17 protein-coding genes are annotated in these 18,468 nt (G+C 64.8%); all 17 read left to right on the plus strand.

The features are described from left to right. The first annotated feature begins 116 nt into the window (after positions 1–116). The 17 genes from AC1RQK_RS15065 to flhA all read left to right on the plus strand — a co-directional run bounded on the left by AC1RQK_RS15065 (position 117) and on the right by flhA (position 18,467). Complete coding sequence (locus AC1RQK_RS15065) at positions 117–593, plus strand: chemotaxis protein CheW (protein ID WP_492371334.1); 477 nt, start codon at positions 117–119, stop codon at positions 591–593. A 45-nt stretch (positions 594–638) separates the two neighbouring features. Beyond that, positions 639–2,279 (plus strand): methyl-accepting chemotaxis protein, encoded by a 1,641-nt coding sequence (locus AC1RQK_RS15070; protein ID WP_492371335.1) that lies wholly within the window; start codon positions 639–641, stop codon positions 2,277–2,279. Positions 2,280–2,431: 152 nt separating this feature from the next. After that, positions 2,432–4,255 carry a methyl-accepting chemotaxis protein gene (locus tag AC1RQK_RS15075; protein ID WP_492809615.1) on the plus strand — a complete coding sequence of 608 codons (1,824 nt, stop codon included), beginning with the start codon at positions 2,432–2,434 and terminating at the stop codon, positions 4,253–4,255. 50 nt (positions 4,256–4,305) lie between these two features. Further along, the gene (locus tag AC1RQK_RS15080) at positions 4,306–5,040 is read left to right on the plus strand and encodes a DUF4088 family protein (protein ID WP_492371337.1); all 735 of its coding nucleotides are present in this window, start codon (positions 4,306–4,308) and stop codon (positions 5,038–5,040) included. A gap of 409 nt (positions 5,041–5,449) precedes the next feature. Beyond that, positions 5,450–5,767 carry a flagellar transcriptional regulator FlhD gene (gene flhD / locus AC1RQK_RS15085; RefSeq protein ID WP_006162633.1) on the plus strand — a complete coding sequence of 106 codons (318 nt, stop codon included), beginning with the start codon at positions 5,450–5,452 and terminating at the stop codon, positions 5,765–5,767. After that, the gene (flhC, locus tag AC1RQK_RS15090; RefSeq protein WP_043357029.1) at positions 5,764–6,369 is read left to right on the plus strand and encodes a flagellar transcriptional regulator FlhC; all 606 of its coding nucleotides are present in this window, start codon (positions 5,764–5,766) and stop codon (positions 6,367–6,369) included. Before flhD ends, flhC begins: the two co-directional genes overlap by 4 nt. Before the next feature lie 239 nt (positions 6,370–6,608). Further along, positions 6,609–7,472 (plus strand): flagellar motor stator protein MotA, encoded by an 864-nt coding sequence (motA, locus tag AC1RQK_RS15095; RefSeq protein ID WP_253930423.1) that lies wholly within the window; start codon positions 6,609–6,611, stop codon positions 7,470–7,472. Between the two features lie 18 nt (positions 7,473–7,490). Further along, entirely contained in the window at positions 7,491–8,513 is a 1,023-nt protein-coding gene (motB, locus tag AC1RQK_RS15100; RefSeq protein ID WP_492371338.1) for a flagellar motor protein MotB, read from the plus strand. 59 nt (positions 8,514–8,572) lie between these two features. Further along, positions 8,573–10,591, plus strand: coding sequence for a chemotaxis protein CheA (gene cheA / locus AC1RQK_RS15105; RefSeq protein ID WP_492809618.1), 2,019 nt, complete (start codon positions 8,573–8,575; stop codon positions 10,589–10,591). A 21-nt stretch (positions 10,592–10,612) separates the two neighbouring features. After that, positions 10,613–11,107: a chemotaxis protein CheW gene (cheW, locus tag AC1RQK_RS15110; RefSeq protein WP_006162638.1), complete on the plus strand. Its 495-nt coding sequence runs from the start codon at positions 10,613–10,615 to the stop codon at positions 11,105–11,107. Between the two features lie 70 nt (positions 11,108–11,177). Beyond that, positions 11,178–12,080, plus strand: coding sequence for a CheR family methyltransferase (locus tag AC1RQK_RS15115; protein ID WP_492371340.1), 903 nt, complete (start codon positions 11,178–11,180; stop codon positions 12,078–12,080). Continuing rightward, complete coding sequence (gene cheD, locus AC1RQK_RS15120) at positions 12,080–12,736, plus strand: chemoreceptor glutamine deamidase CheD (protein WP_492371341.1); 657 nt, start codon at positions 12,080–12,082, stop codon at positions 12,734–12,736. The genes AC1RQK_RS15115 and cheD overlap by 1 nt, the downstream gene beginning before the upstream one ends. A 23-nt stretch (positions 12,737–12,759) precedes the next feature. Continuing rightward, the gene (locus AC1RQK_RS15125; RefSeq protein ID WP_492809621.1) at positions 12,760–13,836 is read left to right on the plus strand and encodes a protein-glutamate methylesterase/protein-glutamine glutaminase; all 1,077 of its coding nucleotides are present in this window, start codon (positions 12,760–12,762) and stop codon (positions 13,834–13,836) included. A gap of 88 nt (positions 13,837–13,924) precedes the next feature. Continuing rightward, positions 13,925–14,320: a chemotaxis response regulator CheY gene (cheY, locus tag AC1RQK_RS15130; RefSeq protein WP_006162642.1), complete on the plus strand. Its 396-nt coding sequence runs from the start codon at positions 13,925–13,927 to the stop codon at positions 14,318–14,320. Between the two features lie 10 nt (positions 14,321–14,330). Further along, complete coding sequence (cheZ, locus tag AC1RQK_RS15135) at positions 14,331–14,966, plus strand: protein phosphatase CheZ (RefSeq protein ID WP_492371343.1); 636 nt, start codon at positions 14,331–14,333, stop codon at positions 14,964–14,966. Positions 14,967–15,240: 274 nt separating this feature from the next. Then, the gene (gene flhB, locus AC1RQK_RS15140; RefSeq protein ID WP_492371344.1) at positions 15,241–16,383 is read left to right on the plus strand and encodes a flagellar biosynthesis protein FlhB; all 1,143 of its coding nucleotides are present in this window, start codon (positions 15,241–15,243) and stop codon (positions 16,381–16,383) included. Further along, complete coding sequence (flhA, locus tag AC1RQK_RS15145) at positions 16,380–18,467, plus strand: flagellar biosynthesis protein FlhA (RefSeq protein ID WP_492371345.1); 2,088 nt, start codon at positions 16,380–16,382, stop codon at positions 18,465–18,467. Before flhB ends, flhA begins: the two co-directional genes overlap by 4 nt. The last annotated feature ends 1 nt before the right edge of the window (position 18,468 follow it).

Below are 18,468 nucleotides of genomic sequence, written 5' to 3' on the forward strand. Positions count from 1 at the left end.
AAACGATATTCGTGCCTCGTCGCAGGCTGAGTCTCGGCCTGGCTGCCCGCCCGCGGGCCGGCCGGCTGCGGCTTTGGCAGCGCCGCATGGCCGGTCATTGCAGCGGGAGCCAGCAAATGAAAGCCGGGAACAAGACAGAGGGCGCGGGGGAAGAGTTCCTCGCGTTCAGGTTGGGCGGCGAGGAGTACGGCGTCGACATCCTCAAGGTGCAGGAGATCCGTGGCTATGAGAACGTCACGCAGATTGCCAATGCGCCCGCCTATCTCAAGGGCGTGGTCAACCTGCGCGGGATCATCGTCCCGATCATCGACCTGCGCATCAAGTTTCGCCAGGACAAGGTCAACTACGACCAGTACACGGTCGTGATCATCGCCGACCTGCACGATCGCACCACCGGCATCGTGGTCGACGGTGTGTCCGACGTGCTGACGCTGGCGCCGGGCCAGATCCGGCAGGCACCCCAGCTCTCCGGCGAGACGGATTACATCCGCGGCATCGGCTCGGTCGAAAGCCGCATGCTGATCCTCGTCGACATCGAGAAACTGCTAGACACCGAAGAACTCGCGGCCATCGAGGCAGCCGCGGCCAGCTGAGGCGGCCGCACGTAGCGAGAGCCCGATCCATGCAGTCTTCCATCCATGCGAAATAATCAACCCGTTACCTCCCGAGAGTACAAGCTCTCCGCAGACGATTACCTGATCTCCAGGACCGACCTGAAGGGTCGCATCACGTTCGCCAACCGCGCCTTTATCGAGGCCAGCGGATTCGCGGCCGAGGAATTGCTCGGCGCCGCGCACAACCTGGTCCGCCATCCGGACATGCCGCCGGAGGCATTCGCCGACCTGTGGAAGACCATTCAGGCCGGACGCTCGTGGGTCGGCATCGTCAAGAACCGCCGCAAGGACGGTGATTTCTACTGGGTCAGTGCCACGGTGACACCCACGGTCGTCGACGGCCAGTTGGTGGGCTATACCTCGGTGCGTTCGATGCCGCAGCGCGAGCAGGTCGAGGCAGCAGGCGCCGCTTACGCACGCCTGCGCGAGGGCGGCGGCTCGGGCCTGGCCGTGCGCGATGGTGCCGTGGTACGCAGGGGCCTGGCGGGGCTGCCGGCACGCCTGGGCAAGATCACGCTCAAGCGGCGCATCCTGCTGTCGCAGGCGGCGGGCCTGGTGTGGTTCCTCGCGGCGCTGCTGGCCTTCGAGGCGCTGGCCGGGGCAGAAGCCACGAGCCAGTTGCGGCCCTGGTTGTGGGGCGGTTTCGGGCTGGCGGTCGCGTCATCCTTTATCGGCGGCACGCTGCTGCTGGCACGCGTGAACCGGCCGGTGCAGGACATGCTCGACTTTGCCTTGCGCATGGGCGCGGGCGATCTCACCACGCGCCTGGACTACCGCGCGAGCGACGAGGTGGGGGCGCTGGCGCGTGCCATGCGCACGATGCAGCGCAGCTTGCTGTCGGTGGTGGGCGAGATCCAGGAGGGCATGGCGAGCATTTCCACGGCCACGCGCCAGGTGGCCGCGGGCAACAGCGACCTGTCGCAGCGCACCGAACAGCAGGCAGCCTCGCTGGAAGAAACCGCATCGAGCATGGAAGAGCTGACCAGCACGGTGCGCCAGAACGCGGACAACGCGCGGCAGGCCAGCGGCCTGGCAGCCAACGCCTCCGAGATTGCCGTCAAGGGCGGCGAAGTGGTGGGCCGCGTGGTGCAGACCATGGACGACATCAACGGTGCATCGAAGAAGATCGTCGACATTATCGGCGTGATCGAAGGCATTGCCTTCCAGACCAATATCCTGGCGCTGAACGCGGCGGTGGAAGCCGCGCGGGCCGGCGAACAGGGCCGGGGCTTCGCGGTGGTGGCGGGAGAGGTGCGCGGGCTGGCACAGCGCAGCGCGAACGCGGCCAAGGAAATCAAGGGCCTGATCGGCGACACGGTGGCACGGGTGGACAACGGCTCGGCACTGGTGGGCCAGGCCGGGCTGACCATGGGCGAGATCGTGCAGGCGGTCAAGCGCGTGACGGACATCATGGGCGAGATCAGCGCGGCGTCCGCCGAGCAGAGCTCGGGCATCGAGCAGGTGAACAAGGCCGTGGCCCAGATGGACGAGGTGACACAGCAGAACGCGGCACTGGTGGAGCAGGCCGCGGCCGCGGCCGGCGCACTGGAAGACCAGGCCGGGCGCTTGCGCGATGCGGTAGCCACCTTCCGCGTCAGCTTGCGCCCTGAAGCACGGCCGGTGCGCGCCCGTCAGGGCGATGCGCTGCATCTGGCGCAAGCCTGAAAAGAGAAAGAGATCAAGCAGTGTCGAGGCAATCGGCCTGAAAGCGTGTTCTAGAAAAAGAAGTAGCGCCTGTCGTGCGCACTGCCGGCAACCCGCCGGCAGCGGACAGATGAGGCCCCGGTCAAGTCATTCAGAAAAAAGAGGTAGTCTGCATGCAATGGTTCAATCAGCTCCGCGTCACGACCAAGCTGGTCGTTGGCTTTCTGGTCGTGTCGCTTATCGGCGCGGTGATGGGTCTGCTGGGCGTCATCAATATGGGACGCATGACGGACTGGACCAGCCGGATTTATCACGGCGACCTGCAGGCGCTCAAGGCGGTGCAGAGCGGCAATATTGACCTGCTCTATTCCAGCCGCGCGCAGATTGCGCTGCTGTCGGCTTCGACCATGGGCGAGCGCGCTGCAGAGAAGGAGCAGATCGAAAAGTCGCTGGTCCTGCTGGACGAGAGCATGAAGCGTGCGCGCCCGGCGTTCGACCAGCCGGAGGGGATCGCCCTCGTCAAGCAATTCGATACCCTGCTGCCGGCCTACCGTGAGCGCCTGGGCAAGTATGTGGCGCTCGTCAGCAAGCAGCCGCTCGATACCTCGCAGTTTGAAAGCCAGGTCTTTAGCGAAAGCGCCGACCTGATCAAGGATAGCCGCGCGCTCGAAGACGTGATGGCAAAGATGGTCAAGCGCCGCGACGATCGCGCGCTGGCCAATATGGACGAAGCACGTGGCGTCTACGAAAGCTCCCGCCTGTGGATGCTCGGCCTGGTGCTGGGTGGCCTGGCCGTCTCCGTGCTGCTGGGCGCCCTCCTGGCCCGTACGCTGTCGCGCCAGCTGGGCGGCGAGCCGGCCTACGCGGTGGATATTGCCTCGCGTATCGCCGAGGGTGACTTTTCGGCCGACGTGAAACTGCGTGCGGGCGACAAGGACAGCCTGCTGCACGCCATGCGGCAGATGCAGCAGCAACTCTCGGCCATGGTGCGTGACTTCAAGGATTCCGCGGAATCGATCGCATCCGCCTCGCGTGAGATCGCCGCGGGCAATAGCGACCTGTCGCAGCGCACCGAACAGCAGGCGGCCTCGCTGGAAGAAACCGCATCGAGCATGGAAGAGCTGACCAGCACGGTGCGCCAGAACGCGGACAACGCGCGGCAGGCCAGCGGCCTGGCAGCCAACGCCTCCGAGACCGCGGTCAAGGGTGGCGAAGTGGTGGGCCGCGTGGTGAAGACCATGGATGAGATCAACGATGCCTCCAAGAAGATCGTCGACATTATTGGTGTGATCGAAGGCATTGCCTTCCAGACCAATATCCTGGCGCTGAACGCGGCAGTGGAAGCCGCACGCGCCGGCGAGCAAGGCCGGGGCTTTGCGGTGGTGGCAGGCGAGGTGCGCAGCCTGGCGCAGCGCAGCGCGAATGCGGCCAAGGAAATCAAGGGCCTGATCGGCGACACGGTGGCGCGGGTGGACAACGGCTCGACGCTGGTGGGCCAGGCCGGGCACACCATGGGTGAGATCGTGCAGGCGGTCAAGCGCGTGACAGACATCATGGGCGAGATCAGCGCGGCGTCCGCCGAGCAGAGCTCGGGCATCGAGCAGGTCAACAAGGCCGTGGCGCAAATGGACGAGGTGACGCAGCAAAACGCGGCGCTGGTCGAGCAGGCCGCGGCTGCCGCCGGTTCCCTGGAAGACCAGGCCACGCGCCTGCAATCCTCGGTAGCCAGTTTCCGCCTGGCCGAAACGGATGCCTTTGCCGGCTCGCGCGTGCAAGCGCCGCAGCCCAAGGTGATCGCTGCGCCCAAGGCCAAGCCCAAGCGCATGGAGCCGTCGGCACCGGCCTCCCGCCACGAAGAGTCCGGTCATGCCGAGCCCGCGCCGGTGGACAAGGATGAGCGCGAGGGCGGACGTGATATGCCTGCGCCGGTTACGGCGCGCGCCGCGCGTCCCGCAGCCCTGGTTGCCTCGGAAAGCGGCGACTGGAGCGCTTTCTGACGGCGAACAAGGTGCTCCCACCGTCAGCGGCATAGCCGGATCTGCATATCATGACTACTGAAATCACCCTGGCGCTGCCCGAAGAAGCCGCGGCCAAGCTGCGTGCCGAGTTCGAGCACTTCGTCAAGCTCTCGACCGGGCTGGACAACGAGTTCACGCCGCCCGGCTTCGATGATTTCCTGCGGGCGCGCCTGCTTCACCATGACGGCCCGCTGACCGAGCGTGCCGTCACGCGGCTGCTCTCGGGTGGGGAATACGCCTGGGCCAAGCGCGTGTTCAACAAGCAGTTGCCCAATGCCATGGCGACCCTGATGCGCGACGCGCAGCGCTATGGCTATGGCCTGGCGGTGCGCTACGAGTGGACGCCCCAGGAACGCCTTGCGCACGCCCGTGACTGGTCCCGGCAGATTCTGGAGGACGCCGGGGCCGACCTGGCCTTTACCGATCCCCTGGCATCCCAGCTGGCCACCTCGGCGGTGGATATCCGCACGCTTGAGGAGCAGATGCAGACACCGGCATGGCGCGTCGCGGAAAGCCTGCGCCGCCGGGTCTACGACCTCATGTACATGGTGCAGACTGAGCGCACCGCAGGCACGGCACGCTCGCGGCTGGGCGAGTTGCGTGCGTTGCTGGGGCTATCGATGGACTATGGCACTGTGAGTGCCGAAGAGGCTGCACGCGTGATGGAGCAGGTGGAGCAAACCTGCCCGCATCTGTTCCGCGAAGAGCCCGACGACCTGTTCGCACGGGTGGCGGCATGGCTGCGCAGGGTCCTAGTGCAGTGAGACCGACCCGTCAATAGAGGAATGCGACTAGTACACCCTCGGGCGGGATGACCTAACGCGCCATTTTAGAGCTTTTCCTCTGTTACATACGCGTAACAGTTTTGATGCAAATCACATGACAAGGAGATGTCTGTTACAAACTTTGAATCCCATGTATGTTTCATGCGACATTGCTGTACCCCAACGTAAGAGGGGATTGGCAGTCTGCTCAAATTGCCGATATAACACTGTCAGTCGCACTTACACTCTGTAACATTTGTAACGTTTCAGATAGGTCTGACCAAGCGCAGTTCCGTAGTCGTACGCAGTACCCGTCGAACACGCACTCAAACGATCTGGTCGCCTTCAGCCTTCGGCTGCGGGTAAGCGCCGGACAAGCGGTCGAAGGGCTTTTGGTAGCGGGGAAAAATTGGAAAGCAGTGAAGTTCTCCAGGAGATCAGGGAGGTCAATCTCGCCTATCTGCTGCTCGCGCAACGCCTGGTGCGCGAAAATCATCTGGAAGCCATGTTCAGGCTTGGCGTCAGCAAGGAAATTGCCGACATTCTCGCCAAGTTGACACCGGCCCAGCTTGTCAAACTGGCAGCATCAAACATGGTCCTATGCCGTTTTCGGTTCGACGACCATGCCTTGCTGTCGACACTCACCCATACGGCCAAGAGCCATGATATGCAGCAGATCCATGCTGCGATCCTGCTCGCACGGCAGCCCGTGGAGTCGCTCAATTGACCGCGCTCCTGCAGGCCCCGTCAGCCCGGAGTACCACGGCCACTCCCGTCCCCAATCGCAAGAGCGTCCTGCAGGATGCCAACCAGACCCAGCTCGCCATTGAGCTGATCGGCCTGGGTGCGCGCCTGCAAGTCCTCGAAGCCGAGACCACGCTCTCGCGCGATCGCCTGATCCGCCTCTACAAGGAGCTGCGCGGCGCCTCGCCGCCCAAGGGCATGCTGCCCTTCTCGACCGACTGGTTCACCACCTGGTTGCCAAACATCCATTCCTCGCTGTTCTTCTCGGCCTATCAGTTCATGGTCCAGCAGGGCGAGACGGTTGGCATCCGCGGCGTGGTGGCAGCCTATCGGCTCTATCTTGAGCACGTATCGCTGCTCGAAAGCGAAATTGTCTTAAGTTTCACCCGTGCCTGGACGTTAGTACGGTTTTTCGAGAGCAACATGCTGCAGCTTTCCAGCTGCACCTGCTGCGGCGGGCGTTTCGTTGCGCACGCGTACGAGCCGCATGCGAATTTCGTATGCAGCCTGTGCCGTCCGCCCTCGCGTGCTGGCAAAGCCAAGAAGCTCTCGAAGGACATCGCACCAGCGCAAGCTGTCGCCTGACTGAAATCCTTGGGTCGATAGGGCACTAAGTCTTCAAGTCTTGCCGTCTTCAGTCGTTAAGTCTTAAGACGGACAGACTTCAGGACCCAAGGCTTCAAGGCCCGATAGTCCCAAGGTCTCAGATCCGATGGCAGCCTGCGTGACAGGTGAGCCCTGCCAAGGCAGCCGGTATATCCGCCTGGCTGGAGGGGTGACCCTTGTGCGTGCCTGACGCGTGTTTTTCTGACGGGGAATCAATCGTGCTAGTTGTAATTGGCTTTGTTGTCGTGATAGCGGCGGTGCTTGGCGGATACGCCATGACCGGCGGCCATATGGGCGCGCTTTATCAACCGGCAGAGCTTGTCATCATTGGGGGCGCCGCGGTCGGCGCGTTCATCAGCTCCAATAATGGCAAGGCTATCAAGGCCACCATTCGCGTGCTGCCGACACTGTTTCGCAGCAGCAAGTACAGCAAGGCGCTGTACATGGAAGTCATGGCGCTGCTCTATGTCCTGCTGTCCAAGGCCCGCCGCGAAGGCATCCTGTTCCTCGAGAAGGAAATCGCGGATCCGGCGGCCAGCAGCGTGTTCAGCCAGTATCCGCGCATCCTTGCCGACCCGGGAATGATGGAGTTCCTGACGGACTACCTGCGCATGATGGTCAACGGCAATATGAACGCCTTCGAGATCGAGACCCTGATGGATCACGAGATCGAGACCTTCCGCCACGAGGCCGAGGTGCCAGCGCATGCGCTGACCCGCGTCGGCGACGGATTGCCCGCCTTCGGCATTGTCGCCGCGGTGATGGGCGTGGTGCACGCGCTGGCCTCGGCAGACCTGCCGCCGGCCGAACTGGGCGCGCTGATCGCCCACGCCATGGTCGGCACCTTCCTCGGCATCTTGCTCGCCTACGGCTTTGTCTCGCCGCTGGCGGCGCGGGTCGAGCACCAGGTGGACGAAACCGTGAAGATGTACGAGTGCATCAAGGTCACGCTGCTGGCTTCGCTCAATGGGTATGCACCTCTGGTGGCGGTCGAGTTCGGCCGCAAGGTGCTGTACTCGACCGAGCGGCCATCCTTCCTCGAACTGGACGACCACGTCCGCGAAGTCAAGAGCATCACCTGACGAAGAGGAGCGACAGCGATGAGCAGTGAGCACGGTGCGCACCCCATTGTCGTCAAACGCATCAAGAAGAGCAGCGCCGGGCATCATGGCGGATCGTGGAAGATCGCCTACGCCGACTTCATGACGGCAATGATGGCGCTGTTCCTTGTGCTTTGGCTGCTGAAGGCTGCCCAGCCCAAGGACCTGGTGCAATTGGCAGAGTATTTCCGCACGCCGCTGAAAGTGGCCATTGCGGGCGGCAACAAGAGCAGCTTGTCTTCCAGCGTGATCCCGGGCGGCGGCACGGACGTGACCCGCCAGGACGCGGAAGTCAGGAAGACGCCCGAAGACGCCACGGAAAAGGCCAAGGAACGCCAGGAAGCCGAGCGCCTGCGCTCGCTCAAGAAACGTCTTGAGCAGATCATCGAGAACAACCCGGTGCTGCGCCAGTTCCGCCCCCAGTTGTTGCTCGATATCACCAGCGAAGGTTTGCGCATCCAGATCCTGGATACGCAGAACCGGCCGATGTTCCGTACCGGCAGCGCCGCGGTCGAGCCGTATATGCGCAGCATCCTGCGCGAGATCGGCCCGGTGCTCAACGAGATGCCCAACAAGGTCAGCCTGTCCGGCCATACCGACTCCGCCAACTATTCCAATGGCGAGCGCACATATAGCAACTGGGAGCTGTCCTCCGACCGCTCCAATGCCTCCCGGCGCGAGCTGATTGCCGGCGGCATGAACGAGGGCAAGGTGCTGCGCGTGATCGGCCTGGCCGCGACCATGCCGCTCGACAAGAAGGACGATCTCGCGCCGGTGAATCGCCGCATCAGCATCGTGGTGCTGAACCAGCGCGCGCAGTCTCGGATCGAGGCTGAGAATGCCAGCGCCGCCGAGGTTTCGATCGCAGCAAAGGCCGGTGAAGCCGGCCAGGAAGTGCAGGCAGGCCTGGCGGCCGCCTCCGCCCCCGCAACCGCAGTCGCGCCGGCCGCTTCGGCCGCCCCGGCTGCGGCTGCGCCGGGCAACGCCGCCGCGGCCCCGGCCAAGCCGGGCAGTGTTCAATGAAGACCGCCTGCCATGCCGGCAGCGGGCTTCGCAGCAAAATTCAGTGAGCCAGGACGGTTATGTCTGTCGATATCGATATCACGCAGTTCTACCAGACCTTTTTCGAGGAGGCGGAAGAGCTCCTCGTGGAAATGGAGCAACTGCTGCTCGGGCTGGATCTCGAATCCCCCGATGCGGAAGAGCTCAACGCGATTTTTCGCGCGGCGCACTCTATCAAGGGTGGCGCGGCCACGTTCGGCTTCGCTGCCCTGACCGAAACCACGCACCTGCTGGAAAACCTGCTTGACCGTACGCGGCGGCGGGAACTGGCGTTGTCCCGGACCATCATCGACACTTTTCTGGAAACCAAGGACGTGTTGCAAGATCAGCTCAACGCCTACCGTAACGGTACGGAACCCGATCCGGAAACGCTGGCGCGTATCTGCGCCGTTCTTCAGCAACTGGCGCTCGAGGCTGCGGGCGGCACGCCGGCAGCGGCGCCCGCCCCGGCGCCTGTCGCCGCGGCGGCAACCGTGGCAGCTGCGGCACCTGCGAGCGCCGGCGGCGGCCTGAAGGTGACCCTGGTCAAGGTGTCGCCCTCGGATCAGGCGCTGTTGCGCGAGGAACTCGCCAACCTGGGCGAGATCACTGGCCAGAAGGAAGAGGGCGGCGATCTCACCGTGTGGCTGTCGAGCCAGTGCAGCGCCGATGACATCATCGCGGTGTGCTGCTTCGTCGTCGACGGCGACCAGATCATTGTGGAAGCGGCGGATGCGCCGGCTCCGGCCGCAGCGCCGGCAGCGGACGAGCCGGTAGCTGCGCCGGCCGCCGCCGCACCGGCGCAAGCCCCGGCCGCGCCCGCTCCCGCCAAGGAAAAAGCCAAGGCACAGCCCGCCGCGGCCGCGCACGCGCAGGAGAACGGCTCCATCCGCGTGCCCACCGAAAAGGTGGACCAGATCATCAACCTGGTGGGCGAACTGGTCATCACGCAGTCGATGCTGGCGCAGACCGCATCCGCGCTCGATCCGGTGCTGTTCGACCGCTTGTTCTCCGGCATGGGCCAGCTCGAGCGCAATGCGCGCGACCTGCAGGAAGCGGTGATGTCGATCCGCATGATGCCGATGGACTACGTCTTCTCGCGCTTCCCGCGCCTGGTGCGCGACCTGGCCGGCAAGCTGGGCAAGCAGATCGACCTGGTCACTTTCGGCAAGGCCACCGAGCTCGACAAGAGCCTGATCGAACGCATCATCGACCCGCTGACCCACCTGGTGCGCAACAGCCTGGACCACGGCATCGAGACACCGGACTTGCGCGTTGCCGCAGGCAAGGAACCCACCGGGCAGCTGATCCTGTCGGCCCAGCACCACGGCGGCAACATCGTCATTGAAGTGAGCGACGACGGCGGTGGCCTGCGCCGCGACAAGATCCTCGCCAAGGCACTGCAGAATGGCCTGCCGGTGTCGGAGAACATCAGCGACGATGAAGTCTGGCAACTGATCTTCGCGCCGGGCTTCTCCACCGCCGAAGCGGTGACCGACCTGTCCGGCCGCGGCGTGGGCATGGACGTGGTCAAGCGGAACATCCAGGAAATGGGCGGCCACGTCGAGGTTACCTCGCGTCCCGGCCAGGGCACGACCACCCGCATCGTGCTGCCGCTGACGCTGGCGATCCTGGACGGCATGTCCGTCAAGGTGGGCGCCGAGACCTTCATCCTGCCGCTGAACTGCGTGATGGAGTCGCTGCAGCCCAAGCCGGAAGACGTGCACACGGCCGCCAACAACGACCGCGTGATGCATGTGCGCGGCGAATACCTCCCGCTGCTGGAACTGCACCGCGTGTTCAACGTGGCCGAAGCCGTGCACGAGCCGACCCAGGGCATCGCCGTGATCCTGCAGGCCGAAGGCAAGCGCTTCGCGCTGCTGGTGGACCAACTGATCGGCCAGCACCAGGTCGTGCTGAAGAATCTCGAAACCAACTACCGCAAGGTGCCTTGCATTTCCGCTGCCACCATCCTTGGCGACGGCAGCGTGGCACTGATCGTGGACGTCGGCGCGCTGCAGCGCACCGGAGTGCGCCGCCAAGACCCGGCGCTTGCTTAACGCTCAGGAGAACAAGACATCATGGCCGGCATCGGACACATCGATACCCCCGGGAGCGAAGCTTCCGGGCAGGAGTTCCTGGTTTTCACGCTGGGAAGCGAAGAGTATGGCATCGACATTCTCAAGGTGCAGGAGATCCGCGGCTACGACGCGGTGACCCGCCTGGCGAATGCGCCTGACTTCATCAAGGGCGTGACCAATCTGCGCGGCGTGATCGTGCCGATCGTGGACCTGCGCCTGAAGTTCCGCTTGGGCAACGTGCGCTACGACCACCAGACCGTGGTCATCATCCTCAATATCGCTGGCCGCGTGGTTGGCATCGTGGTGGATGGCGTATCGGACGTGCTGACCCTGACCGGCGAAGCCATCAAGCCGGCGCCGGAGTTCGGCGTCTCGGTCTCCAACGATCACCTGACCGGCCTTGGCACTGTCGACGGCCGCATGCTGATCCTGATCGACATCGAGAAGCTGATGACCAGTGCCGAAATGGAACTGGTCGAAGCCGAGCTCGCCTGATCCCGAGCGGATCCGCCTGAGTTCACCAAAGCAAGCCCCAGCAAGACCACGGCCAAAAGCCCCGCAACACATGACGCAGCCTCGCCCAACCGCCTTTGCCGCCGGCCCGCAATCAGCGCAGCCCGCTTCCCTGCGGCGCGACGAGCCGCGTGACTTCCTGCTGACCGAGCGGGACTTCGAGAAGATCCGCGCGATGATTCATCGCCGCGCGGGCATCTCGCTTGGCAGCCACAAGCGAGAGATGGTGTACAGCCGGCTGGCGCGACGGCTGCGCACGCTGCAGCTGGTCGATTTCGGCACTTACCTGGCGATGCTGGACGCCGATGCCGGCTCGGACGAGTGGGAGTTCTTTACCAACGCGCTCACCACCAACCTGACGTCGTTCTTCCGCGAAGCCCATCACTTCCCCTTGCTGGCGGAGCATGCCAAGAAGACCGGTCGGCCCTACTCGGTATGGTGCTCGGCCGCGTCCACCGGCGAGGAACCTTACTCGATCGCCATCACGCTGGCTGAAGCGCTCGGCGATCGCGCCGCCACCGTGCTGGCCACCGATATCGATACCCAGGTGCTGGCCAAGGCCCGCTCCGGTGTCTATACGGCTGAGCAGGTGAACAAGCTCTCGCCGGAGCGGCTCAAGCGCTTCTTCCTCAAGGGCACCGGCCAGCGCGCCGGCGCGGTCAAGGTCAAGCCGGAACTGGCGGGCACCATCAGTTTCGAGCCGCTCAACCTGCTGGCGCCGGACTGGGGGATTCGCGAGAAGTTCGACGCGATCTTCTGCCGCAACGTGATGATCTATTTCGACAAGCCTACGCAGGGCAAGATCCTGGAGCGCTTCGTGCCGCTGCTCAAGCCGCACGGGCTGCTGTTCGCGGGCCACTCCGAGAATTTCTCCTACGTGACGCGCGCCTTCCAGCTGCGCGGGCAGACTGTCTATGAACTGGCGCCGCAGTCGGCCCGGCCGGGAGGATCGTGATGCGCACGCCCCAATTGCCGGAGGCAATCGCCACCCGCAGCTACTTTGACCGTGAATTCGGCAAGCAAGCCATCAAGCTGCTGCCTAACGAGTACTACGTGACCCGCGAAGACGTGGTGCTGACCACGGTGCTCGGCTCGTGCGTAGCGGCATGCATCCGCGATGAGACGGCCGGGGTAGGGGGCATGAACCACTTCATGCTGCCGGATGACGATGGCGTGGGTGCCGACCGGCTGCTGTCCGCGTCGATGCGCTACGGCTGCTACGCGTTGGAGGTGCTGGTCAACGAACTGCTGAAGATGGGCGCGCGCCGCGAGCGGCTCGAAGCCAAGGTGTTTGGCGGCGGCGCGGTGCTGGCCAACATGACCACGCTCAACATCGGCGACCGCAATGCAGAGTTCGTGATCCGTTACCTGAAGACCGAAGGGATCCGGCTGGCCGCGCAGGACCTGCGCGGCCCGCATGCGCGCCGGGTCAGCTATTTCCCGCTTACCGGGCTGGCGCTGGTGCGCCGGCTCACGCGCCAGGACGACCAGGTGGTGGTCGAGCGTAACGAACGCGCGCTGGCACGCGCCATCGCCAGCTCCGCGACGACGCCTGGAAAGGGCGGCGCGGAATTGTTTTCACGGCGTGCGCCATCGGCTGCCGTTTCCTGATACGACAAGGACTTTTTCCAGACATGACTGCGGCCAAGATCAAGGTATTGTGCGTGGACGACTCCGCGCTGATACGCAGCCTGATGACGGAGATCATCAACAGCCAGAACGATATGGAGGTGGTGGGTACCGCCCCCGATCCGCTGGTGGCGCGCGACCTGATCAAGCGCCTGAATCCGGATGTACTGACGCTGGACGTGGAAATGCCGCGCATGGACGGGCTGGATTTCCTTGAGCGGCTGATGCGCCTGCGCCCGATGCCGGTGCTGATGGTGTCATCGCTGACCGAGCGCGGCTCGGAAATCACGATGCGCGCGCTGGAACTCGGCGCGGTGGATTTCGTCACCAAGCCCAAGCTCGGCATCCGCGACGGCCTGATGGATTACACCGACACCATCGCCGACAAGATCCGTGCCGCGTCGCGCGCACGCATCCGCAGCAACGCACCCGCCAGCGGGGAAGGGGCAGCGCCGGCTACCCCGATGCTGCGCAGCCCGTTGCTGTCCACGGAAAAGCTGATTATCGTCGGGGCGTCCACCGGCGGCACCGAAGCCATCAAGGACTTCCTGATGCCGATGCCGCCCGATTGCCCCGCCGTGCTGATCGTCCAGCATATGCCGGCGGGCTTCACGCGTTCGTTCGCGCAGCGCCTGGACGGCCTGTGCCGGATCACGGTCAAGGAAGCGGAGCACGGCGAGCGCGTGCTGCCCGGCTACGCCTATATCGCCCCGGGCGACTCGCACCTGCTGCTTGCGCGCAGCGGGGCCAACTATGTGGCCCACCTGTCGCAGGAGCCGGCGGTCAACCGCCACCGGCCGTCGGTGGAAGTGCTGTTCGACTCCGCGGCCAAGCATGCCGGCAAGAACGCCATCGGCGTGATGCTGACGGGCATGGGCAAGGACGGGGCGCAAGGCATGCTGCGCATGCGCGAGGCCGGTGCTTATAACCTGGCGCAGGACGAGAGCAGTTGCATTGTATTCGGCATGCCCAAGGAGGCGATTGCCGCCGGTGGGGTGCATGAGGTAGTACCGCTGCACGCGATGAGCCAGCGCGTGATGGCACGCCTGGCCACCTTCGGGACACGCGCGCAGCGAGTTTGACAGGGCACAAGCGCCGGCCCGGCCGCATACCGGCGGGGCCAGCGCAAGTATTGCAGCAACTTTCCACAACTGTATTGGAGCCGTTAGAGTGGACAAGAACATGAAGATCCTGGTGGTCGATGACTTCCCCACCATGCGTCGCATCATCCGCAACCTGCTTAAGGAACTGGGCTTTGCCAACGTCGAGGAAGCCGAAGACGGCGCCGCGGGCCTGGAGAAAGTCAAGGACGGCAGCTTCCAGTTCGTCATTTCCGACTGGAACATGCCGAACATGGACGGCCTGAGCATGCTGCAGGCGATTCGCGCCGAAGGGGCGCTTGCCAAGTTGCCGGTACTGATGGTGACGGCCGAGGCCAAGAAGGAAAACATCATCGCTGCGGCACAGGCCGGCGCGAACGGCTATGTGGTCAAGCCGTTCACGGCTGCGACGCTCGATGAGAAGATCACCAAGATCTTCGAGAAGCTGGCGAAGGAAGGGGCATAAGGTGGGCGACATGTCGACGACTCCGACTCTAAGCAACGAATCTGCCGAGCAGCTGTTCCAGCGCATTGGCGCCCTGACACGGATGCTGCGCGACAACATGCGCGAATTGGGGCTCGACAAGGAAATCGAGCGCGCCGCGCAGGCCATCCCCGACGCGCGTGACCGCCTGAGCTATATCGCCTCCATGACCGAGCAGGCTGCCGAGCGCACGCTGACCGCGGTGGAGCTGGCGCAGCCGATCCAGTCCGGCATGGAGAAACAGGCCGAGGCGCTCGACAAGCGCTGGGAAGCCTGGTTCGAAAAGCCGGTGGAGCTGGGCGACGCGCGCGAGCTCGTGCTCGATACCCGCGCCTTCCTGACGGATGTGCCGCAGCAGGCCCGCGCCACTGGCAGTCACCTGCTCGACATCATGATGGCGCAGGATTTCCAGGACCTGACCGGCCAGGTCATCAAGAAGATGATGGACATGATCCACTCCCTGGAGCAGGAACTGCTGCAGGTGCTGATCGACAATGTCCCGGCCGATCGCCGCGTGGAAGCGCCGCCGACGTTGATGAACGGGCCGCAGGTGAACCCCGAAGGCAAGGCCGACGTGGTCTCCGACCAGTCACAGGTCGACGACCTGCTCGCCAGCCTGGGCTTCTGATCGCCAGGCACGGACCGCGGCGCTGCTAGCGGCGCCGCGCCGTCCCGCGTGCGCCCCTTCCCCGGGGTGCGCTGCCGGAGCGCCCCCGCCGCCAAGGCGAGGGCTGCGCATCGCGCATGCCGGCCCTCCCTCGCGCGCCGCGCGCCCCGCCCAAGCGGCGCCATCGCGCAAACAGCGCCAGAATCCCGGTCCTATTCCAGCTAATGCCCACCGGTTTCCGCTCCGATAATCGATCCTGACGAACGGCCGCATGCCGCTTCGTAACGGAGCGGCCATGTCCGAAGAAAGCGATCTCGAGAAAACCGAACCTGCCTCAGCGCGGCGCCTGGAAAAGGCGCGCGAAGAGGGGCAGGTCGTGCGTTCGCGCGAGCTCGCCACGCTGATCATGCTGATGAGCGGCGTAGTGGGCCTGTCGACGCTGGGCGGCACGCTTGCCAACAAGCTCGATGCCGTGCTGCATGCCAGCCTGGCCTTCGAGCCGGCGATTGCCTTCGACACGACGCGCATGATGTCGCGCTTTGGTATCGCGGTCTGGGAGGGCCTGCTGGCCTTCCTGCCGCTGCTGCTGTTCTTTGGCGCGGCAGCGCTGGCCGGCCCCATGCTGCTGGGCGGCTGGATGTTCTCCGCCAAGTCTTTCGCCCCGGATTTCTCCCGCCTCTCGCCACTCAAGGGGCTGGGCCGGTTGTTCTCCTCGCAGTCGCTGGTGGAGCTGACCAAGGCCATTGCCAAGGCGCTGCTGGTTGGCAGCGTGGCCGGCTGGGTGCTGTGGCGGCGGCTGCCCGAGGCCATCGCGCTGATGAGCGCGCCGATCCACGAAGCGCTGCTGCACATGCTGGAGATGGTGCTGAGTTGCACCGCGATGGTGGCGGGTTCGCTGGTGCTGGTGGCCGCGCTCGACGTGCCCTGGCAGTACTGGACCTTCTACAAGAAGCTGCGCATGACCAAGGAAGAGGTCAAGCAGGAGCACAAGGACAGCGATGGCGACCCGCACATCAAGGCGCGCATCCGCCAGCAGCAGCGTGCCATGGCCAAGCGCCGCATGATGTCCGAAGTGCCGAAGGCGGATGTGGTGGTAACCAACCCCACCCACTTCGCCGTGGCGCTGCGCTACGAAGAAGGCCGCATGAGCGCGCCGCGTGTGGTCGCCAAGGGCAGTGACGCGATTGCCGCGCGCATTCGCGAGATTGCCGTCGAGAACGGCGTGCCGTTGCTGTGCGCGCCGCCGCTGGCGCGCGCGCTGCATCGTCACGTAGAGCTGGGCAGGGAAATCCCTGCCGGCCTGTACACCTCCGTGGCCGAAGTCCTGGCCTGGGTCTATCAACTGAAGCACTGGCACCACAGCAGCGGCCCGCATCCGGCGGCACCCTCCGATCTGCTGGTGCCTGACGAGTTAGCCGTACCGGAAAGCCAAGCATGAACGCATTGACCTCGCTGTTCAAACTGCCGGGGGGCCAGACAGGCGGGCAGATGAAGGCCCTGGCCGGCCCGCTGCTGATCATCATGATCCTCGGCATGATGATCCTGCCGCTGCCGCCCTTTGTCCTGGATCTGCTGTTCACGTTCAACATCGCCCTGTCGATCATGGTGCTGCTGGTGGGCATGTACACCCAGAAGGCGCTGGACTTCGCAGCCTTCCCGGCGGTGCTGCTGTTCACCACGCTGCTGCGCCTGTCGCTCAACGTGGCCTCGACCCGGGTCGTGCTGATGGAAGGGCACACCGGGCCGGATGCCGCGGGCAAGGTGATCGAGGCCTTCGGCCACTTCCTGGTGGGCGGCAACTTTGCAGTGGGCATCGTGGTGTTCGCGATCCTGGTGGTGATCAACTTCATGGTCATCACCAAGGGCGCGGGGCGTATCGCCGAAGTTGGCGCGCGCTTCATGCTCGACGCCATGCCCGGCAAGCAGATGGCGATCGACGCCGACCTCAACGCTGGCCTGATCAATGAAGACGGCGCCAAGAAGCGCCGCGCCGAGGTCTCGCAGGAATCGGACTTCTACGGCGCGATGGATGGTGCCAGCAAGTTCGTGCGCGGCGATGCCGTGGCGGGCCTGATGATCATGTTCATCAACGTCGGCGCTGGCATGGTGGTGGGCATGGTGCAGCATGACCTGGACTTTGCCACCGCGGTGCGCAACTACACGCTGCTGACCATTGGCGATGGCCTGGTCGCGCAGATCCCGGCGCTGGTGATTTCCACCGCCGCGGGTGTGATCGTCTCGCGCGTCTCCAACGAGCAGGACGTGGGCCAGCAGCTGACCGGACAGCTGTTCTCCAATCCGCGCGTGCTCTACCTGACCGGCGCCATCATTGGCATGATGGGCATCATCCCGGGCATGCCGCACTTCGCCTTCCTGGCCTTTGCCGGGGCGCTGGTGTGGTTCGGCCGCTATGTGGCACGCCGCGACATGGCGCAGGCGCAGGAAAAGAAGCGCGAGGAACGCGCCCCCGCGGTGGCGCCGGAATCGACCGAAGCCAGCTGGGACGATGTCACCCTGGTTGATCCGCTCGGCATGGAAGTGGGCTATCGCCTGATCCCGCTGGTGGACCGCGCGCAGAACGGCGAGCTCCTCGGGCGCATCAAGAGCATCCGCAAGAAGGTGGCGCAGGAGATCGGCTTCCTGGTGCCGGTGGTGCATATCCGCGACAACCTGGAACTCAAGCCCAACGCCTACCGCATCACCCTCAAGGGCGTGGAGATCGGCCGCGGCGAAGCCGCGCCCGGGCAGTGGATGGCGATCAACCCCGGCCAGGTGTCCGGCGCGCTGCCGGGCACGCCCAGCCAGGACCCGGCCTTCGGCCTGCCCGCGGTGTGGATCGAGAGCGGCCTCAAGGAGCAGGCGCAGACCTACGGCTACACCGTGGTGGACGCAAGCACGGTAGTGGCGACTCACCTCAACCACCTGATCCACATGCACGCGGCCGAGCTGCTTGGCCGCCAGGAAGTGCAGGCGCTGCTCGACCGCATCGCCAAGGAATCTCCCAAGCTCACCGAAGACCTGGTTCCCAAGGTCATCACGCTCACCGCGCTGCAAAAGATCCTGCAGAACCTGCTGGACGAAAGCGTGCCGATCCGCGACATGCGCACCGTGCTGGACGTGGTGGCCGAGCACGCGCCGAAGGTCAGCGATCCCAACGAACTCACCTCGCTGGTGCGCATGGCGCTGGGCCGCGCCATCACCCAGCAGTGGTTCCCCAACGGCGCCGACCTCCAGGTCATCGGCCTTGACGCTGGCTTGGAACGCGTGCTTTCGCAAGCGCTCACTAACGGCGGCGGCATCGAGCCGGGCCTGGCAGATGCGCTGTTGCAGCAGACGCACGGCGCGGTGACCAGGCAAGAACAGCTGGGACTGGATCCGGTGCTTCTGGTGCCGCATCCGCTGCGCCCGTTGCTGGCGCGCTTCCTGCGCCGGACCATGCCGCAACTCAAGGTGCTCTCGCATGCCGAGGTGCCGGACAACCGAAATATCAGGATCACCGCCATGATCGGTGGCACAGCGTGAG

Source organism: Cupriavidus sp. GW822-FHT02D05, assembly GCF_058802485.1.